This is a genomic window from Brevibacillus sp. JNUCC-41, from assembly GCF_014844095.1.
In the GTDB taxonomy this organism is placed as follows: Bacteria; Bacillota; Bacilli; order Bacillales; family DSM-1321; genus Peribacillus; species Peribacillus aracenensis.
The window spans coordinates 4,086,604-4,105,367 of record NZ_CP062163.1; the positions used below are offsets into that span (position 1 = coordinate 4,086,604).

Here is an 18,764-nt window from a genome sequence, read left to right on the forward strand (position 1 = left end):
TATTTATCAAAAAAATGTTTCCGCAAATGCTACAGTATTGGGTGGATTCATCTTTTTATTATGTATAAACAATCTAATACTTCCTTATCTTCACTAAACTCAAATGTTGTTTCCTTCCTTTTCACAGAAAGTTAAAGGGGGATTGTGACATCTATGCTCTCTTCTCCAGAACACAAAAAACATGATATGATTGATATCTTTAAGGGTATGAGTTTTCCCTTGACCACCTATTTGATGAATTAATGAACTTTGACTTAAAGATTTAAAAAAGCTCGGGATGCGATTTGAGCTTCCGGTCTTTATTTTTCAAGGAGATCTTGCCATAGCTGTAGTGATTGGTGCTGCTTTTGGAAAAATCGTATCATCGCTAGTCGGATATATTATCACACCGCTAGTTGGAATTTTACTAGGGGGAGTCAATCCTTCTTCTTTATCTATTACAGTTGGAAACGCAGTTGTTCAATACGGTGCATTTGTTCAAGCTGTGATCGATTTCTTGATTATTTCGTTTGCGATTTTAATGTTTATGAGATGTCGAATTCTCTTTTTAGAAAAAAACAAGTGAACAAGGAAGAGGCAGTGGAAGAGGTACCGGCAACAGAGCAATATTTAAAGGAAATCCGCGACCTTCTACAAAAAAATGCACGGCAGGATGAAAGATTATATGTTCATACTTAATATTCAGCAAACGGGCGCTTTCCTGGAACAAGGACAAGCGCTTATTTTTCATTTTTGGGCCATTTAATGGAGTAATTAGCACAGAAATGTTCAAACTTTATTTCAAGGCTACAAAATTTACGATTAACGCTAAATCCTTATTATTCTCTGTACCTAAGTAACAAAATAATAATGGCCTGCTATTTTAAGGGAATGACTTTAATTATTTGTATAAACCTTATTCTATTTATAAGTTCCATTCCACAAATAAGTATTTTACTCAAAAAAAAGAAAAAAGGTACCTTTTAGATACCTTTTTTCCGGAATGCCTAATCATTAAGCCCAACTCGTATTAAAGTTGCGAAACCGAAAGAAAGCGCAACTCCAGCATAGATAGTCCAGATACTTTCAATTACAATACCAAAAAGAAAAATATACAGACTATACATAAAGCACTTGTCACGTTTCTTCATGGGTTTAGAAAAAAAATAATATAGAATAATCATTATTTTCTTTAGCATAATTATTTTCTCCTTTCTATGTAAACTGTTGTCTTCTTCTACATGGCGACCTTTGTAATGTAAAAAACTTGGCCTGTAAAAGAAAACGATCTCTTCACCTCCCCCCGTATACCTACCTAACGAGAGATAGGCATACGGGAGGGAAGAGACATAGCTTACTAGAGAGAAGGAGTTAGAACATTCCTGATACCCATTATATACATTTTCAATCTATTTAGAGCACACTTCGCAAAAATAATCCATTTTTACTAATATGTAGTTAAAATGGATTATTTTTTCAAAAAAGTGTATATATTTCACAAATATTACTATTTATGAATTGAGTGAGATTAATAAATTTGGGTGGTGATCTAAATGTACGTATTTGACTTTTTTAAAAGGTTGTTTAGAAAGGAAAAAGTTGGAGTTATATTGTATTTATTGTTAAACATAGGCTTACTGTATATTGTCTTTTCACAAAACGACAGTCCAGTGCGAACCATAGTAACAGTTATTGTTTTATATTTTCTTTCATTATGTATTGCCTTATCCCCTATTGGTGAATCTATCTTACGATTTCAGACAGGAGCTAAAAAAATAAAGAGAAAAGATCTTAGAGATAAACTTGAACCATTATTTAATGAAGTATATGAAAAAGCAAGGCTTAAAGATCCTTCTCTTCCCAATGATGTAAGGCTTTATATTGCTAATGATATTTCTGAAAATGCATTTGCTGTAGGTCGAAAGACAATATGTTTATTTAAAGGCTTACTCAGTCTTCCAGAAGAAGAAATACAAGCAATAATTGCTCATGAGTTTGGGCACCTTTCTCATAAAGACACAGATATTAATCTAGTAGTCTATGTAGGAAATATCTTTATAAACGTTATTATGTTTTTTGTAAGAATTGTTTTAACTATTTTTTTATTTATCTTTGAATTCCCTCTCAGACTACTTCTTGGAATGTTTGAAGATAAGACGCCTCGGATAGAAAGAACAATTACCTACGGGGATGCAGACGAAAAACGGCCACGCTTTACATGGTCTGGTGCAATTGTTGATTTTCTATGGTCATTGTGGACATGGTTGGGTGTACTGTTTATCAGGTCATCCACAAGACAAAGTGAATACCATGCTGACTTATTTGCATATGAATTAGGATACGGTGAAGAATTAGCCTCTGCATTAGATCGAATTCAAGTTTATATACCTGAACAAGGTTTTCTTAAGGCCATGTACGCTACACATCCGAGTATGGACGATAGAATAGCAAAATTACAAGAGTTAGGGTCTGAATATACTGACTATTCACTGTAGTAGAAATGTTAGAAAACAGTTACAAATTCTAAACTGAATGAAAAGGCTATTGCTGACCTCTTACTAACAGGAACAACAATAGCCTTTTTATTATAAGAAACACTTTTTATAGGAGTGATTTTTATGATTGAAAAAACGATCATGTTAGAAGGTTTTTCTTTAGTGGACACTCTTGAAATAACCCATGAAGATAGCAATGTGCAATTTAAAGGACATAAACAGAGTATACCTATAACTTACGATTTACTTAGCAAACATTTACTTTTCACTGGTGCAATAGGAACCGGAAAAACAAAGGCTATTTTCCAACTTGTGAGTCAAATCATAGATAACATGAGCCAAGATGACGTGATCATCATCTTTGACACCAAAGGTGATTTTAGAGAAGAATTTTACACTGTAGGAAGAGATGAAATTATAAGTAATGATGAATCAGCAACTCAGTACTGGAACTTAACGAAGGAAGCACTAATTGATGATATATCGAGAAGGCAAGAATCATTGCTCGAAATAGCAAACAGTCTGTTTGAAGAGCGAATTAAAAATTCAAGTTCTCCTTTCTTTGCCAGTGCAGCAAAAGACATTTTCTATGGGATTATGACTGCTTTTACCCGTGATAATTCTGAATGCTACAATGAAAAATTAAAAAAAATTGTAGTAGAAGGGACATCAGAGGAAATTCTAAAAACTTTAACAGAGCATTCTGACTTAAGTGGGATTACAGATTACATACGTGGTAAATCCTCACAATCTCAAGGAGTTATCTCAGAACTAAGAAGCGTAGGTATGGAGCTATTTGTAGGAAATTTCGCAAAAAAAGGCCAATTTTCCATAAGAGAATTTGTTAGGAAAAAAGGTGGAAGAGTACTTTACATAGAGTATGACATGGCAATAGGTAAAGTTTTAACCCCTATTTACAAGATTATGTTTGACTTAGCCATTAAAGAATCCCTATGTAGAGATAAGAGCGAAGGGAATGTTTACTATGTAGTCGATGAATTCAAATTACTTCCAAACTTATATCATATAGACAATGGTGTAAACTTCGGAAGAAGTTTAGGTGCTAAATTTATACTCGCTATGCAAAACATTGAACAGATTTCTGATAGTTATGGAAAAGAACTCGCTCATAGTATTCTATCTGGCTTTAGTACACTCGTTTCATTTAGAGTCCATGATAAAGCAACAAGAAGCTATATAAAGGAACTATACGGAGAGAATAGACGGGAAATTAAGTACCTTTCAGGACGTTATGGAGTGAAAGATGCAACAATTTTAGGAAATGTTATAGAAGATTGGCATATCTCTCAGCTTGGAATAGGTGAAGCAATTATTTCACTCCCAGGCTATCCCCCTGTGAAATTTCAATTTTCAGAGTATAAGAATAAAAGTTAAGCAATGATAAAGGAGAATACTTGATGGATCTTAATAAAACTTCCATATTAAATAACATTACGGGAGCTAACTATAACCCATCCGTTGTAGATATTAGTAAAACTTTGGGGAACGTATTACTCTCGGGAGGAAACGGAAAAGGTCAGGTAACTTTTCTACAGAATGTACTATATCAATCATTAATTAAACAAAACATCCCTATTTTAATAATAACTAATAAACAATCATCTTTTTCACAAAATGTGGACTATCACAAATTCTGTAATTTACTAAATAACAACAAACAGATTTGGAACTTTGATCTTACTAACCAAGAAAACACTGATTCTTTAAACCCTTTTAAGGAAATGAATTATGTTGATTCGAAGGATTTTATAATGGATTTATTTTCTCAGTTTAGTGAACTTGATAAAGAACAATACTTGCGATTTAGTAGATATATATCAAGTATCTTTAAGTTAGTTGATGATAAAAATAAACTTAATTTTAATAATTTACTAGATTACGAAGTTAATCTTCTTAAGGTTATGGTTAATAAAAAAGTACTCCCAGATAATGAAAAAAATAGGATTTTGCGATATTTAGATACTGCATATGATGATTTTATAATGATTGAGACTTATTTTGATTTATTTATACAAAGTGGAATAAGTAACATGTTATCAGGTGAGAAAAGTATTGCAGACATTATGAACAATGAAGAGGTAGCAGTTTTCAAATTGGATCAGTATAACAGTAAAAAATCAAGCGATACAATACTAAAGGCAATCTTAAAGCTCATATTAAAAAGCATTCCGGCAGTTAATACTTTCAAAGGAGCATTGATCATTTTAGAAGATATTAGATTTGAAGAAATTAATGACTTATGTAGCTTGTTAAAGCTAGATAAGAGTTATCAAATTAATACAGTCTTTACAGTAGACGATGTACCAACCCTTATTAGAGAGAATGGTAACAGTATTATTGATTCCTGTGACACATGTGTGGTGTTTAATCAGAACTCAAATGAGAATTGTATCTATTGGTCTGATTACTTTGGATCGTATAATTCTTTTGACAGATCATATTCATATTCGATGGATAGTTCAGATTTAGTGATTGATGGCATGACCACAAGAAATCAAGTTAAACCTATATACAGACCTGAAGTATTTAGAAATTTAAAAGAAAACGAAGCAATTGTATACGTAAAGAGTCTTAAGAAGAGAAGAAAGATAAAATTTTAAATCAAATTAATTTATTTCCATTTTTAAAGCTAATAAAAAATTCTTATCCTAAAGGTAATCTTTTTGCTCTTTTTGTGTGATTTAAATAATGTTGTCCGCGGTCTGTATGTGATGCCTTTATGCTAGTTAGCGATGTGCTACACAAAGGAGAGGCGTATAAAATTTGGAGGCAAGAGTAAGCTAACTACGTATATAAGCTGCCGTGGGAGGTGAGTAAGTATGAGTAATGATGCAAGAGGTTCTAAAAAAAATAAACCAAATGATGCAAACCATGTGAATGCTAAGACGAAAGCCAATCAAAGACGAATTTCAGAAAAGAATAACCAACAGAATAATGGGAAGGTTCAGTAAAAATTTCTTCTCATTTAACAAATAAAGAATATAGAAATTTTAACAGAGAACTGATATACCGACATCAGTTCTCTTTATTGATTTATCACTTGAAAAGGAAGGCATATTCAAGACCGTTAACCTCGTTAGAATATATAATATTTAATATGATCTCTATAAATATAAAATAGTTTCCTTTTGTCCTAGAGTTATTGTCTAATTGAAAACCATATTCACATAAGCTCTAGATTTATGAAGAGAAAGAGAGTGTGGCAAATTATATTTATTAATTTTTGCGTTAAATATCTATTTTACGAATTATAAGAGTGACTAGAAGGCATGTTACGGTTATTTTATATCCCACAATATTAAGAAGAGGTTAATTAATGGTTGCTAATTTTGAAATTGCTTGTTTTAATTCTTCCCACACCTCTTCGTCTTATTCCTTTACTAATCTTTTATGCAACCTCGATAAAACCACTTTACTACCAATAAAACTTAAAGCAAAAGCGGCGTAAGCTCTGATTTTTTCATTTGGGTCGTCAATACATTATCGATAAAGGGTGAAGCAATCTTTTAAAATGAGATTGCCTATATTATATAATGTAATAATATGCTTCTGAAGTGAGGAATATAGGATAAAAATCCAGTTGTTATTATCTGAAAATTCCCAATTTAAACAAAAATAAGTATATAATATTATAAAACAGTTATCTAAGTTTGTGGGTTACTACTTCTAAATAAGGAGGCGATACTCTTAAACATGTATGGAAATTTATTTTTTAGAAAGGAAATATTTGTATGGTGCAGAAAAGGAGAAATTTATTAGTCTAGAAAGGAATTAAAGCAGCTACAGTAGCCGCTGGGAATGCGGGTTTAGGTATTGCGTTTCCACCAAGTCGTTCAATGTTTATTTTATTGGAATTCGCTCCTATTGCAGCACTAGTTTCGGAAGCTCAACTTTATGTAGCATTACTTGCTGGGGGAGCTTATACAGAATATTTTTAACGATGTGATTAGTTCGACGTTATAAAATTAAAGCGCTTTCAACAGAAATTGTTCAGCCCATTAGCCAGTCATTTCGTGTTGTATTCAATTAATCTATGTATTAGTTAATATATACAAAAAAATACTATATATACATACTGGAGGTTTTAGGATGAAAAGGAAAGAAGTATTATCCGGCCTGATGGCTGTGAGTTTACTAACAGTAATTCCGTGGAGTTATGGACATGCTGAGAAACCTCAATGGACAAATGTGAATACATATGAGGAACAGGACGGAAGCAAGTTTAATAGTGAAAACTATGACTTTGTGAAATTCTCACAAATTGGTTCCAAATTAAAAGAGATTGAAAAACTTTCAAACCGTGTGAAAGTTGAAGTCCGTGGAACATCAGCTGATGGAAACCCACTCTACGTTGTCACGATTGCTGACCCAACAACGCAAGGGAAGTTTGGAAAAGTGAAGGCACTTAGAAAGCAAATGTTTAAGAATCCAGGTAAAGCTCAAGAATGGGTTGCCAATAATCCTGACTTTAAAGTTCCAATCATGATTAATGGTTCTATTCATGGGACTGAATTTGTCGGAAGTGATGCAATCCTTCAATTAATTGAACGTTTTGCTACCCAAAATGATGCAACAACCAAAGACGTTTTAGAGAATAATATTCTTATTTTCAATGTCGTACAAAACCCTGATGGACGTATTGATGCCACCCGCTTTAATGGCGAAGGAATTGACATAAATCGTGACTTTATCACCCAATCGCAGCCAGAAACAAAAGAGATGGTTAAGCTCATTAAAGAATGGAACCCGATGGTGTTCCTTGATACTCATGGTTATGTGAAGAATTATCAGCCAAATCTGCAGGGGTTAATTGAGCCTTGTACGCCACCGCATAATCCTAATTACGAGTATGACTTATACGGAAAATGGGCCAATAAACAGGCAGAAGCGATGGAAGCGGAAATAATGAAGGATCATGAGAACTATTCAGGATCCTTGTATCAAAACATGAAAGGTACATATATTCCGCTGCGCGATGACTCCTCTGGCTGGGATGATTACCCACCAATTTTCACACCAATGTATGCGATGTATCATGGTGCTTACGGTCATACATTAGAAGCTCCAACAAATGATTGGGATGGCGTACGATGGATGTATAATTCGATTATGGGGGCACTGAAATTTGCAACAGCTAACAAGCAATCCATGATTACTGATCAAATTGAAGTTTTTAAGAGAGGAATTAACTTTGACCATCCTTTTCATCAGGAAGGGTTATTTCCAAAAGCCTACATACTTCCACTAGACCCGAAGGATCCGACTATTACGAATAAGGCTGTAAATCATTTGATCAATAATGATATTGAAGTTGTTCAAGCCGTGAATGCATTTGAAGCGGATGGAGTGTCATATCCAAAAGGAACGTATCTCGTTGAGATGGATCAGGCGAAGGCAGGATTAGCAAACACAATGCTCTGGGATGGGGAAGACATCACGAACGATACCCCAGCAATGTACGACATTTCCGCATGGAGTTTACCGGAGCTTTGGGGATTCGAGGCAGTAGCCACACAAAATCCTATTAAAGTCAATGCAAAGAAAGTAAACCAGATTACAGCTCAAGGAACGGTTTCAGGAAAAGGACCGTTTCTGATTCCGAACAGCTCTGTCCAATCGGTAAATTTAGTAAATTCATTGCTTAAGCAAGGAATACCTATAGTACGTGATGCACAAGGTAACTTCTTTGCAAAAGCAGTAGCTAATCAGGTATCAGCAGCGGTGAAAGAATCTGGGTTACAGATTGGAACTGCTGAGGCACCAGCAGATGCAGTGGCTATTTCGTCTTTAAAAGTGGCTATATTAAATGATGGAGGTATAGGTAAACAGAAATCACACGCAGGAACAAAGTTGGCTTTGAAAAGACTAGGTTTTGATGTGACAGAAGTTACGCCAGTGGAAGTGGCTAAAAATACCCTTAATGGTTTTGATGTTTTTGTCTATAGTGGAACGGAAAGTCTCATTTCTACCAACTTATCCGAAGCTAATAAAGAATTTGGATTACAGAACCCCGGTCAACTTAATACGTTTAAAGACAATGTAACAAGCTTCTTAAATGAAGGTGGCAAGTATATAGCTGTAGGTGCTGGTGCTTCTAGAGCAACTAAGACACTCGGTCTTACAGACGACATCATTAATGTAGGAGATTCCAACAGTAATGGTATCGTAAAAGTTGATTATGAGGGAACGGGTTTAACAGCAGGATATGGAGAGGATGATATCGGCTTTGTCTATCGTCCAACATGGTTCACGGGTACGAATAATGATGAAGTCGTCGCGACCCTTGCAGATTCAGGTAATTTCTTCGTAGCTGGTCACTGGAAAAATAACATAACCGCCAAGGGCCAAGCCATAATCGTAAAAGAACAGAATAAAGATGTAACTCTTATTGGTTTAGAAGCAGGATTCCGCGACCACCCGGATTACTTGTTCCGTCTTCTATCAAATGCAATTTTCGAAAAATAGTAAAAATAGTCAAAGCTGGATTCAGCACTGAATCCGGCTTTGGCTATTTGAGAAATGCTAAACGCTTGCTCTGAACTCATAACTTATAAATCATCTGTCGCAAAAACAGCTGAAGGACGATTCTTATCAATAAGTAGTTTTTTAGTCGATTAAAAATGGTGACTACTCTTATAATTCACAAGCTGGATATGTAATAACTAACCAGGAATCATTACAGATGAAGTTAAATAATTGGATTAGCGAACAAAATAATTAACTTGCAAAGGGGACTGTGTCTCCTTTTTTGTTTGAAACAACGTATCGGCCCTAGGAGGTTTGGTGAGTACACCTAGATAATTTTAAAGGAGGGGTGATGGTAAACAATTTATTTCCGCGTAAACATGGTGGATTATGGGCTTATTTAGAGAAAAAAGCATATAAAGAAGCTGCGAAATTGCTTATTAAGATTGGTATTGGAGGAAATGTTATTTACAATATGTATATAACTATATTAGTTTAGCAATAAATCTATTGTTCTTCTTTTTCCCAAACTTCTTTAGACTTGTCCCTGTTTTGAGCTTTATAATAAATGCTATCACCGTTAACACTTTTAGCATTCCTTAAACCAACAGCTAATTTATAAAAGGAAGTTTCGTCTGAGTCATATTTATAAACAAACCGGTAATCTCGTTTTACCTTGGGTAACAGCCTACTCATTGTAAAGAAGTCTAATCGACTCCAGTCCTGCAATGCGTATCTTAAAGCCGTTTTAGGTCGATATGGATCCTCTATAGCCTCCATCCACTATAGAATTCAGTAAATTGTTGTCTAGTCATTGACATTGCCAAATGACGTATATCCAAAGGAATTAAATCAGGATGAAGATATACGTCAGTTATAGGATGTTTATTTATTCTTCAAATTTGAATAAAAAGGCAAGGAAGGTTTACGGTGGATACAAGAAAATACAAAAAGGTCCTGGAACATATGTTACATGAATTGAGCACGTGCTTTAGAGAAAGAGGTTCAACTTATCTTTGCGTAAAATACTTATTTTACGAATAAATGGACATGAGAATGAATGTTTGGTATAATCTTCATATAATAATTTAGGGAGCGTGTCTTATGTATATAGAAATGTTTCAAACCATTCAAGATACTCTCATAAAAAAAATAGATCCCGTTTTCATTATTATCTTTGGTTCTTATGCCAAAAACTCTACACATAAAGACAGTGATATCGATATTGCTTTCTACAGTGAGAATCAATCGCTTACTACATATGAAGTTTTTCAGCTGGCACAGGAATTAGCAGATATTCTGAAAATTGAGGTGGATTTAGTCAATATCCGTACAGCATCCACGGTATTTAAAGCCCAGATATATACTACTGGTACAATTATATATTCAGCGAACGACACTCTTCTTAAAAACCTCCAAATGACTGCACTAAGCATGTACGCTAAATTGAACGAGGAACGCGAAAATATCTTAAAAAAAATAGGAGAAAGTGGGACCATCTATGAAGAATGATGTGATATTGAACAAAATCAGTGTTATAGAACGTTGCATGAACCGGGTTAAGGTTGTTTACGAAAACAATCCAGAAAACCTAAAGGACTATACCAAACAAGACTCCATCATACTCAATATACAAAGGGCCTGCGAAGCGTCAATTGACTTGGCTATGCATATTGTAGCTGAACAGAAATTAGGATTGCCTCAAACCAGCAGAGATGCCTTTGATATGCTTCATGGGGCTTTAATTATTGACGAAAATACGGTCAAACGATTAAAGGCCATGGTGGGTTTCAGAAACATAGCCGTTCATGATTACCAGACGGTTAATCTAGAAATTTTGCAGCAAATTGTTACGAACCATCTAGAGGATTTCACTGACTATACAAAACAAATCCTTAAATTTTAATAAAGGGGGTTTTATGATGAATTACAAAATCCGTGTTTATGATCTCCATACAAATAAAGAAACAATCAAGGTAGATAAAATCTTTGAAACGAAGGATGCTGCTGAAGCTGCTATCGAAAATCATAAACTTAAAAATCCAGAAAAATATGAGTATGTAAAAGTTCCTGTTAAAAGTTAATAATTTCACTCCTATCCTTCTGTGCAGGACCTATTACGTTAGTAGTTAGAAACTTGAACATAATATGAATTTTACGCTTAAATTAATGTTAAAAAAGGAGTAAAACAATGGCGAATACCAGACAACATCAAGTCCATGAGCAGAAATTGGAACAGCTGGTTAAGTCCATGCCTTTCTATATCGTTGAATATGTTTACAATAAATTGGATACCCGCTCCCCTTCCACCCTGTTGAATTACGTTCTTGATTATAAATTATTTTTGGAGTGGCTGATAGCTGAAGGCATTGCTAAGCAGGAGCATATTAAGGATATCCCCCTGTCAGTTCTGGAAAAGTTGAAGTTGATCGAAGCTCAATCCTTTATCAAATTTTTAGAACGGAGAAACATCCCCATCAATAAGCAGGAAACAAAAAAAGCGGAAAAGGTATCCGTCAATCGGAAAATCTCGGCATTGCGTTCCCTTTTCAAGTATTTAACGACCCAGACGGAAAATGAGGAAGGCGAACCTTACTTCTATCGAAATGTCATGTTGAAAATTGAAGTGAATAAAGTGAAAGAGACTTTGGGGGTGCGTGCTTCCAGAATATCGACGAAGATTTTCCACAATGATGAGGATGCTCGGTTTCTTGAATTCGTGAAGCATGACTATGAAAAGGAGCTTCCTGAAAATTCCAGGAAACTCATTTATTTTAAAAGGGACAAGGAACGTGATTTTGCAATCTTATCCCTCTTCTTAGGAAGCGGTATCCGCGTGAATGAGTTATCCAACTTAAGGCTACGAGACTTGGATTTTGAAGAAAAGCAAATACACGTATTACGTAAAGGTGGAAAAAAAGATGTAGTGGCAGTCTCTCCTCCGTCTATGCAAGACATTAAAGATTACCTAGCAGTGAGAAAAGAACGTTATAGTGGATCAAACGATGATACGGCTTATTTATTCTTGACTAGGATGAATGATGGAGAGACCCCTCTTTCCAACCGTGCCATCGAGGCTTTAGTTAAGAAATACACGAAGGCCTTTAAGTCCAATAAATCGATGTCGCCACACAAACTTAGGCATACCTATGGGACAAACTTGATGGAGCAGTCAGGAGATATTCATTTGCTGATGACTCAACTGGGCCATACGTCGACCACAACGGCTGCCCTCTATACAAACCCTGAGAAGGAGAAGGCTAAAAAAGCTGCGAAACTGCTTGGAGAGAAAAGAACCAATTATCGTGAAAAGGATTAAATGATAAAGGAGAAGTTTATCTGGTCTTCTCCTGTTAACTTCACGAGACGTACTAAACATAGGAGCCTAATGGGTACTTACACAATTATGGATTGCCCGCATAATGATTTCGTGGGGACTCGTGGTAATATTGACAGGTTTTGCGCAAACAACGATGCACTTATATATTCTCCGTTTTTTATTAGGTGTCACCGAAGCTGGTTTTTTTCCTGGTATAATTTTGTATTTAACTTATTGGTTCAGGACCGCGAAAGAGGAAGGACCACAGCGGTTTTGCTTTTAGCCCTACCGATTGGCGGATTGATTGGTGCACCTGCATCGACATGGATTCTTGACAATATCTCCTGGTTGGGTATGGCAGGGTGGAGATGGATGTTCATCCTTGAAGGCATTCCGGCCATTATTATTGGAATCATTGTTGTTTTCTATTTAACTAATAGACCGGCCAACGCTAAATGGTTATCTAAGGAAGAAAATGATTGGCTAGAAGGGGAATTGAGTGCGGAAAGAAAAGTTAGCTCGAGTATAAATAAAGTTACTAAGCTTGATATGCTGAAAGATTCGAAAATCTGGAAGTTGGCCCTTTTTTATTTCGCAGGGTACACATCAATCTATGGATTATCATTCTGGATGCCAACCATCATAAAATCTTTATCGGAAAATGCCACAACCAATTTAGAAATTGGATGGTTAGCGATGATTCCATCGTTAGTCGGTATACCTGCCATTATGTTTGTAGGCTGGAATTCAGATCGGACCAATGAACATAAATCACACTTGCTCGTTTGTCTCATGATAGCAGTTGTCGGATTTATCGGGTGCGGTTTTTCAAATAGTGTCTTTATGTTGGTGCTTATGTTAACGATTACATCTTTCGGGTTATACGGGTTCAGTGGATGTTTCTTTGCCTATATGACATTTTTCTTCACTGAGTCCCTGCGCCAGTTGGAATAGCCATAGTCAATTCATTTGCGGCTTAGGCGGTTTTGTAGGACCGATTATTCTCGGAACCGTTGCATTTACTCAAGGGATGTTTATTTTATCCGGATTACTTGTGATGGGTGTCATCACCCTATTATCATTAAAATTGACAAGTGCTTCAGATGAAAACATCGTAAAAGAAGTCGAAGTCAATATTAATGAATTTTAACGGTCGTAAATGTATGGAGATTAAAAGTGACTATAAACGAAACATCATCGGAAATCATAAGGTTTCCATGATGTTTTTTTTATTTTCATATAGGAAGTAAGGAAGTACATATAATGGGATGAAAATACTGGTTGAGCATGTCAAATTTCAATCTAAATCGAAGGTTCTGCCCAATAAGGCTTGTTTGTGGTTTTCGGCGGGATTAGAATGGAGATGAGATATAAGTGCTTTCGGAAAGATAGGGGAGTCCTTTTCTTTTCATGTACTGACTTCAATTTATTCATTACAGGAATAACAGCAGAAATGAGGTGATGATGTGGAAATTCATTTGGTGGCGAAAGATGAGATTGAGGCTCAAGGAATTCGTTGGATAGTGGAGTCCCACCTAACGGGAGTTAGACTGATCTTATGGAAAACGATTGAAGAATTTGAAAAGGGCATGCGCAATCAGCAACCGGAATTCGTTATTTTGGATATGGATATTTGGACGGATGAAAGTGAGGCAATGGGTGTTTCGTTAAAGCGGAGGGGAATTCGATGGTTAGGCATTTCCTCTGAGCGAATCTTTCAAACGGCTTATCGAGCCTTACGCTTTCGTGCTGAAGATGTTTTATTCCGTCCTTTTTCTTCGGCGGATTTGGTAAAACATATCCAACAATTGCGTTTTCAATTGAGAAATGGCCCAGGTCTTCTTTCGACAAACACAATGGATGATGGGCATGCTCTGGATATTGGATATCCGGATTTCTTCTTGACAGACCGGGGGCATGAAAGTCGAATAACCATGGTCGCCTTTTTGACACCTGATAACAGGACCCTTCCTTTAGTTTATGATGAACTGCAACGATATTCTTTTACTGGGAAGAATCAAATCTTCGCTTTATCGGATTTTATTTTATGTGTCCAGGAAATAAAGGAAAATGAGGTATATAAGGAAGAGTACCAAGCGTTCCTTGCTCACTGGAAAGAAAGAATGGATGAGCCCCTTGCCATCATAATAAAAGCGGCAACTGCAAATGAGTCTTTAAAAAGGATGTATCAGCAAACACGTGAATTTACGAGACAAATCTTTTTCGATGGATATGATATCATTTTAGCCGAAAGTCAACAGACTTCTCCTCAAGAGATGGACCCATTCCTAACTCCTCTTGAACAAAGACTTTGGATAGAAATGCTCGAAAGGCGGGATGCGAAAGCCATCAGGAACTGGATTGAGCGTGAATTCCTTACTTTTGAACGACCATACCCCGACCCGGAAATCGTTCGTATCCGCCTTACAAGTGTACTCGCACAGATTCGTAGGCATATGAAATCATACAACTTGCAAAATGCTTCTCTAGAAGCAATATACTATGATGTATTTCAGCAAATTGTACATAAACCTGTCATCCATCAAATAGTAAAAGAGCTGCATGCGTTCACCACCCATATGCTTCTGCAGGATCATGGACAATTACAGGAAGGGGCACGCACACTTAGCGAAAAAGCAAGGGAGCTGATCGAGTCCAACTATTGGGACGCCCAGTGGAATCTAGCGAGTTGTGCAGATACTCTGCGTATCAATAAAAGCACACTCAGCCGTCGTTTTGCGGCAGAATCCGGCGAGTCTTTTCGAAATACTCTGCATCAAGTTCGAATTAGGGAAGCTAAACGTTTATTAAAGGAAACGGATTTATCATTGGAGGAAATCTCACAATTAGCCGGCTATTCACATCAAACTTATTTTAATGCCAAATTCAAACTGCTTGAAGAGTGTACACCATCAGCATATCGGTCTGGATTATAAAAAAGGACGATTCAATAAATGAATCGTCCTTTTTTATTTATTTCATAACAATGTAATTATTGAAATTATTCATAAAAAAATAAAGTTAACTACAAAAACTTAAAATAAATTATAAAATAATCATTAAATTATAATAAATTATTCTGAATTTTCCTTATAGAATGAATATATAACAAAAACAAGGGGGAAATGAAAATGAACACGATTACAAACAAGGTTATCCGGTATACTGGAACAGAATTGCATACTAAAGGATGGCAACAAGAAGCAGTGCTTAGAATGCTCATGAATAATTTGGATCCTGAAGTTGCTGAACGTCCGGAAGATTTGGTGGTATACGGAGGGATTGGGAAAGCAGCTCGTAACTGGGAATGCTTTGATGCAATCGTCAAATCACTAAAAGAGCTTGAAGAAGATGAAACTTTACTTGTCCAATCAGGGAAACCGGTGGCCATTTTTAAAACGCATTCGGATGCACCACGTGTCCTGCTTGCAAATTCAAATATCGTCCCTGCATACGCGAACTGGGAAACATTCCATGAACTTGATAAAAAGGGATTGATGATGTATGGGCAGATGACAGCGGGCAGCTGGATATATATCGGATCTCAAGGGATCGTACAAGGTACATACGAGACCTTTGCCGAGCTTGCAAAACAACATTTCAATAACTCGTTAAAAGGCACCATTACACTAACGGCAGGTTTAGGCGGAATGGGAGGGGCACAGCCGTTGGCAGTTACGATGAACGGTGGTGTCTGTATCGGGATCGATGTAGATGAGACAAGAATTGACAGGAGGATTGAGACTCGTTATACCGACGTGAAAACGGATTCATTGGATGAAGCCATTCGTTTAGCCAATGAAGCTAAACTTGCAGGGAAAGCATTATCGATTGGTTTGATTGGGAATGCTTCAGATATTCTACCGGAAATGATCGCAAGGAACTTCATCCCTGATGTCTTGACGGATCAGACTTCGGCCCATGATCCGCTAAATGGATATACTCCTTCAGGCCTGTCAATGGTGGAAGCGGCAGAGTTACGAAATTCGGACCCAGAAAAGTATATTGAACTCTCTAAAGCTTCAATGGCCAAACATGTAAGAGCGATGCTTGAAATGATGGAAAAAGGAGCCGTGACATTTGATTATGGCAACAATATCCGTCAAGTTGCGAAAGATGAAGGGGTAGAGAATGCTTTTGCCTTCCCGGGCTTCGTTCCTGCTTATATCCGTCCACAATTCTGTGAAGGTAAAGGTCCTTTCCGCTGGGTGGCTTTATCTGGGGATCCAGAAGATATTTATAAAACAGACCAAGCCATTTTACGCGAATTCGCTGATAATGAACATTTATGTAACTGGATCAGAATGGCTCAAGAAAAAATTCAGTTCCAAGGTCTGCCTTCCCGCATATGCTGGCTTGGTTATGGGGAGCGCGCCCGTTTTGGTAAAATCCTCAATGATATGGTTGCAAGCGGTGAATTAAAGGCCCCAATCGTGATTGGTCGTGACCATTTGGATTCTGGCTCTGTCGCTTCGCCGAATCGTGAAACGGAAGCCATGAAGGATGGTTCCGATGTAGTGGCTGACTGGCCGATATTAAATGCAATGGTGAATGCAGTTGGCGGTGCAACCTGGGTTTCCGTACATCATGGCGGCGGCGTAGGAATGGGTTACTCCATGCATGCAGGCGTTGTAATTGTGGCAGATGGCACAAAAGAAGCAGCAGCCAGGATTGAAAGAGTGTTGACAACTGACCCTGGGATGGGTGTAGTGCGTCATGTTGACGCAGGATATGAACTGGCAGAGGAAACAGCCCGTGAAAGAGGTATTAATATCCCGATGCTTGATAAAGGAATTGATAAAAAATGACAAAACCAATTTGGATAAAACATGCCGCTCAACTTGCAACCCTTACCTCTGATAGGAAAGGTCCTCGTTCTAAAGAGGCAATGTCAGAGCTTGGGTTGATTACGGATGGAAGTATATGGATGGAATCTGGTTTGATCCAAGCGATCGGTACGACCAAAGAATTGGAAGAACTCTATGCAGATAGAATGCATGAAGCTGAAGTCTTTGATGCAACTGGCCATTTGGTGACACCTGGGCTAGTTGACCCACATACGCATGTTGTATATGGCGGGAGTCGGGAACGTGAATTTGAAATGCGTCTTGAAGGCGCAACATATATGGACATTATGAACGCAGGTGGGGGCATTCATGCCACCACCCGCATGACAAGGGAAGCAAGTGAAGAAGAATTGATGGAGCAAACCATGCGCCGACTTGATTCGTTTCTCGCTCATGGCGTGACTACAGTAGAAGGTAAAAGCGGTTACGGAATGAATTTGGAAACCGAATTGAAGCAGTTGCGGGTGATGAAGAAGTTACAGGAAGAGCATCCGATCGATCTAGTTCCTACTTTTATGGGAGCCCATGCGGTTCCAAAGGATTATAAAGGCCGTGAGGATGAATTTGTCGATCATCTGATTAATGATATGCTTCCAATCGTCTCTGAAGAAAAGCTTGCTGAATTCAATGATGTTTTTTGTGAAAAGGGGGTTTTTACCCCTGAGCAATCAGAGCGGATTTTAAATGCGGGGAAAAAGTACGGCTTGATCCCTAAAATTCATGCTGATGAAATTGAGCCATACGGTGGAGCTGAATTAGCTTCGAAGATAGGAGCCATTTCAGCTGAGCATTTGTTAAAAGCTTCCGATGAGGGGATTACTGCTATGGCGAAGTCAGGCACCATTGCCTGCTTGCTTCCAGCCACCGCCTTGTATTTACGAGAAGAAGCGGCCCCTGGAAGACGAATGGTTGATGAAGGTGTGGCTGTAGCCATTTCGACAGATTGCAATCCCGGATCTTCACCGACGACATCCATGCCGCTTGTCATGAATCTGGCATGCATTTCGATGCGGCTTACCCCTGCAGAAGCTCTGACGGCGGCGACATACAATGCTGCTTGTGCAATCAACAGGGAAGAAAGGGTCGGTTCCCTCGAAGTCGGAAAACAAGCGGATGTCGTTTTATGGAATGTTGAAAACTATCAGGAGCTGCAATATTTATTTGGGGTCAATCACGTTAAATCTGTATGGAAAAATGGTGTGCAAGTAGTGAATGATAAAGTGAAGACTGATTCCAAAAGCCTGACTGGTCTATAAAATTCACTAAAAGAAGAGAGGCTATGCCCATCGACCCTTCATTAGGTTGACCGGATCTCTCATGAAACGCCCATTAAATGAACTTCTATGTATCAGGAGCCTCTTTACATCCGCTGGAATTTTGGCGGATGTAAAAAGGCTTTGATACGTACAATATGATCTAACAGTATTCCGAGTTGCCAAAGCAAGAGATGTATCTGATATTTCAGTTGCACTGGTATACATGCTTCTATCCATGGTGGAATGCCCGCTGATGGTTTTTTAATAGTTTACTAGAATTAAGCCGTATTCGATTGTCATCATGGCTGTAATTTATTACAGGCTGCATAATGCAAACTAGTTTTAGGGTCTTAAGATTACTGTTTTTTATGTTTAAAATCAG

Annotated in this window: 14 protein-coding genes and 1 pseudogene; all 15 read left to right on the forward strand. The window is 37.3% G+C overall.

The annotated features are described in order from the left end of the window. Positions 1–277: 277 nt before the first annotated feature. The 15 genes and pseudogenes from mscL to hutI all read left to right on the forward strand — a co-directional run bounded on the left by mscL (position 278) and on the right by hutI (position 18,382). Positions 278–678, forward strand: a pseudogene (mscL, locus tag JNUCC41_RS19900) (large conductance mechanosensitive channel protein MscL). A gap of 854 nt (positions 679–1,532) precedes the next feature. Beyond that, positions 1,533–2,474 (forward strand): M48 family metalloprotease, encoded by a 942-nt coding sequence (locus JNUCC41_RS19905; RefSeq protein ID WP_192204483.1) that lies wholly within the window; start codon positions 1,533–1,535, stop codon positions 2,472–2,474. Positions 2,475–2,597: 123 nt separating this feature from the next. After that, positions 2,598–3,869: a type IV secretory system conjugative DNA transfer family protein gene (locus tag JNUCC41_RS19910; RefSeq protein ID WP_192204484.1), complete on the forward strand. Its 1,272-nt coding sequence runs from the start codon at positions 2,598–2,600 to the stop codon at positions 3,867–3,869. Positions 3,870–3,892: 23 nt separating this feature from the next. Next, on the forward strand, positions 3,893–5,095 hold the full coding sequence (locus JNUCC41_RS19915) for a type IV secretory system conjugative DNA transfer family protein (RefSeq protein ID WP_192204485.1): 1,203 nt from the start codon (positions 3,893–3,895) through the stop codon (positions 5,093–5,095). Positions 5,096–5,314: 219 nt separating this feature from the next. Then, a complete protein-coding gene (locus tag JNUCC41_RS27155) occupies positions 5,315–5,446 on the forward strand; it encodes a hypothetical protein (RefSeq protein WP_286182172.1) in 132 nt (43 codons plus the stop codon). Between the two features lie 1,138 nt (positions 5,447–6,584). Then, positions 6,585–8,960 (forward strand): M14 family zinc carboxypeptidase, encoded by a 2,376-nt coding sequence (locus JNUCC41_RS19920; protein WP_192204486.1) that lies wholly within the window; start codon positions 6,585–6,587, stop codon positions 8,958–8,960. A gap of 352 nt (positions 8,961–9,312) precedes the next feature. After that, the gene (locus JNUCC41_RS19925) at positions 9,313–9,459 is read left to right on the forward strand and encodes a hypothetical protein (protein ID WP_192208351.1); all 147 of its coding nucleotides are present in this window, start codon (positions 9,313–9,315) and stop codon (positions 9,457–9,459) included. A gap of 605 nt (positions 9,460–10,064) precedes the next feature. Next, positions 10,065–10,472, forward strand: a complete 408-nt coding sequence (mntA, locus tag JNUCC41_RS19930) for a type VII toxin-antitoxin system MntA family adenylyltransferase antitoxin (RefSeq protein WP_228467388.1) — start codon at positions 10,065–10,067, stop codon at positions 10,470–10,472. Beyond that, a complete protein-coding gene (gene hepT / locus JNUCC41_RS19935) occupies positions 10,462–10,866 on the forward strand; it encodes a type VII toxin-antitoxin system HepT family RNase toxin (RefSeq protein ID WP_192204487.1) in 405 nt (134 codons plus the stop codon). The genes mntA and hepT overlap by 11 nt, the downstream gene beginning before the upstream one ends. A 16-nt stretch (positions 10,867–10,882) precedes the next feature. After that, the gene (locus JNUCC41_RS19940; protein WP_155727554.1) at positions 10,883–11,044 is read left to right on the forward strand and encodes a hypothetical protein; all 162 of its coding nucleotides are present in this window, start codon (positions 10,883–10,885) and stop codon (positions 11,042–11,044) included. Positions 11,045–11,151: 107 nt separating this feature from the next. Then, positions 11,152–12,279, forward strand: coding sequence for a tyrosine recombinase XerS (gene xerS, locus JNUCC41_RS19945; protein WP_192204488.1), 1,128 nt, complete (start codon positions 11,152–11,154; stop codon positions 12,277–12,279). A gap of 87 nt (positions 12,280–12,366) precedes the next feature. Further along, the gene (locus JNUCC41_RS19950) at positions 12,367–13,233 is read left to right on the forward strand and encodes an MFS transporter (protein WP_228467681.1); all 867 of its coding nucleotides are present in this window, start codon (positions 12,367–12,369) and stop codon (positions 13,231–13,233) included. 512 nt (positions 13,234–13,745) lie between these two features. Continuing rightward, a complete protein-coding gene (locus tag JNUCC41_RS19955) occupies positions 13,746–15,215 on the forward strand; it encodes a helix-turn-helix transcriptional regulator (protein WP_192204489.1) in 1,470 nt (489 codons plus the stop codon). 195 nt (positions 15,216–15,410) lie between these two features. Further along, complete coding sequence (gene hutU, locus JNUCC41_RS19960) at positions 15,411–17,087, forward strand: urocanate hydratase (protein ID WP_192204490.1); 1,677 nt, start codon at positions 15,411–15,413, stop codon at positions 17,085–17,087. After that, positions 17,084–18,382 (forward strand): imidazolonepropionase, encoded by a 1,299-nt coding sequence (gene hutI, locus JNUCC41_RS19965; protein WP_192204491.1) that lies wholly within the window; start codon positions 17,084–17,086, stop codon positions 18,380–18,382. The genes hutU and hutI overlap by 4 nt, the downstream gene beginning before the upstream one ends. Positions 18,383–18,764: the final 382 nt, after the last annotated feature.

What these genes read in the sequence shown, in the direction of transcription:
- xerS (WP_192204488.1), top strand. Translation starts at nt 11,152, where the DNA reads ATGGCGAATACCAGACAACATCAAGTCCATGAGCAGAAATTGGAACAG.
- hutU (WP_192204490.1), top strand. Translation starts at nt 15,411, where the DNA reads ATGAACACGATTACAAACAAGGTTATCCGGTATACTGGAACAGAATTG.
- mntA (WP_228467388.1), top strand. Translation starts at nt 10,065, where the DNA reads ATGTATATAGAAATGTTTCAAACCATTCAAGATACTCTCATAAAAAAA.
- JNUCC41_RS19940 (WP_155727554.1), top strand. Translation starts at nt 10,883, where the DNA reads ATGAATTACAAAATCCGTGTTTATGATCTCCATACAAATAAAGAAACA.
- JNUCC41_RS19925 (WP_192208351.1), top strand. Translation starts at nt 9,313, where the DNA reads ATGGTAAACAATTTATTTCCGCGTAAACATGGTGGATTATGGGCTTAT.
- JNUCC41_RS19905 (WP_192204483.1), top strand. Translation starts at nt 1,533, where the DNA reads ATGTACGTATTTGACTTTTTTAAAAGGTTGTTTAGAAAGGAAAAAGTT.
- JNUCC41_RS19920 (WP_192204486.1), top strand. Translation starts at nt 6,585, where the DNA reads ATGAAAAGGAAAGAAGTATTATCCGGCCTGATGGCTGTGAGTTTACTA.
- hutI (WP_192204491.1), top strand. Translation starts at nt 17,084, where the DNA reads ATGACAAAACCAATTTGGATAAAACATGCCGCTCAACTTGCAACCCTT.
- hepT (WP_192204487.1), top strand. Translation starts at nt 10,462, where the DNA reads ATGAAGAATGATGTGATATTGAACAAAATCAGTGTTATAGAACGTTGC.
- JNUCC41_RS27155 (WP_286182172.1), top strand. Translation starts at nt 5,315, where the DNA reads ATGAGTAATGATGCAAGAGGTTCTAAAAAAAATAAACCAAATGATGCA.
- JNUCC41_RS19910 (WP_192204484.1), top strand. Translation starts at nt 2,598, where the DNA reads ATGATTGAAAAAACGATCATGTTAGAAGGTTTTTCTTTAGTGGACACT.
- JNUCC41_RS19950 (WP_228467681.1), top strand. Translation starts at nt 12,367, where the DNA reads ATGGATTGCCCGCATAATGATTTCGTGGGGACTCGTGGTAATATTGAC.
- JNUCC41_RS19915 (WP_192204485.1), top strand. Translation starts at nt 3,893, where the DNA reads ATGGATCTTAATAAAACTTCCATATTAAATAACATTACGGGAGCTAAC.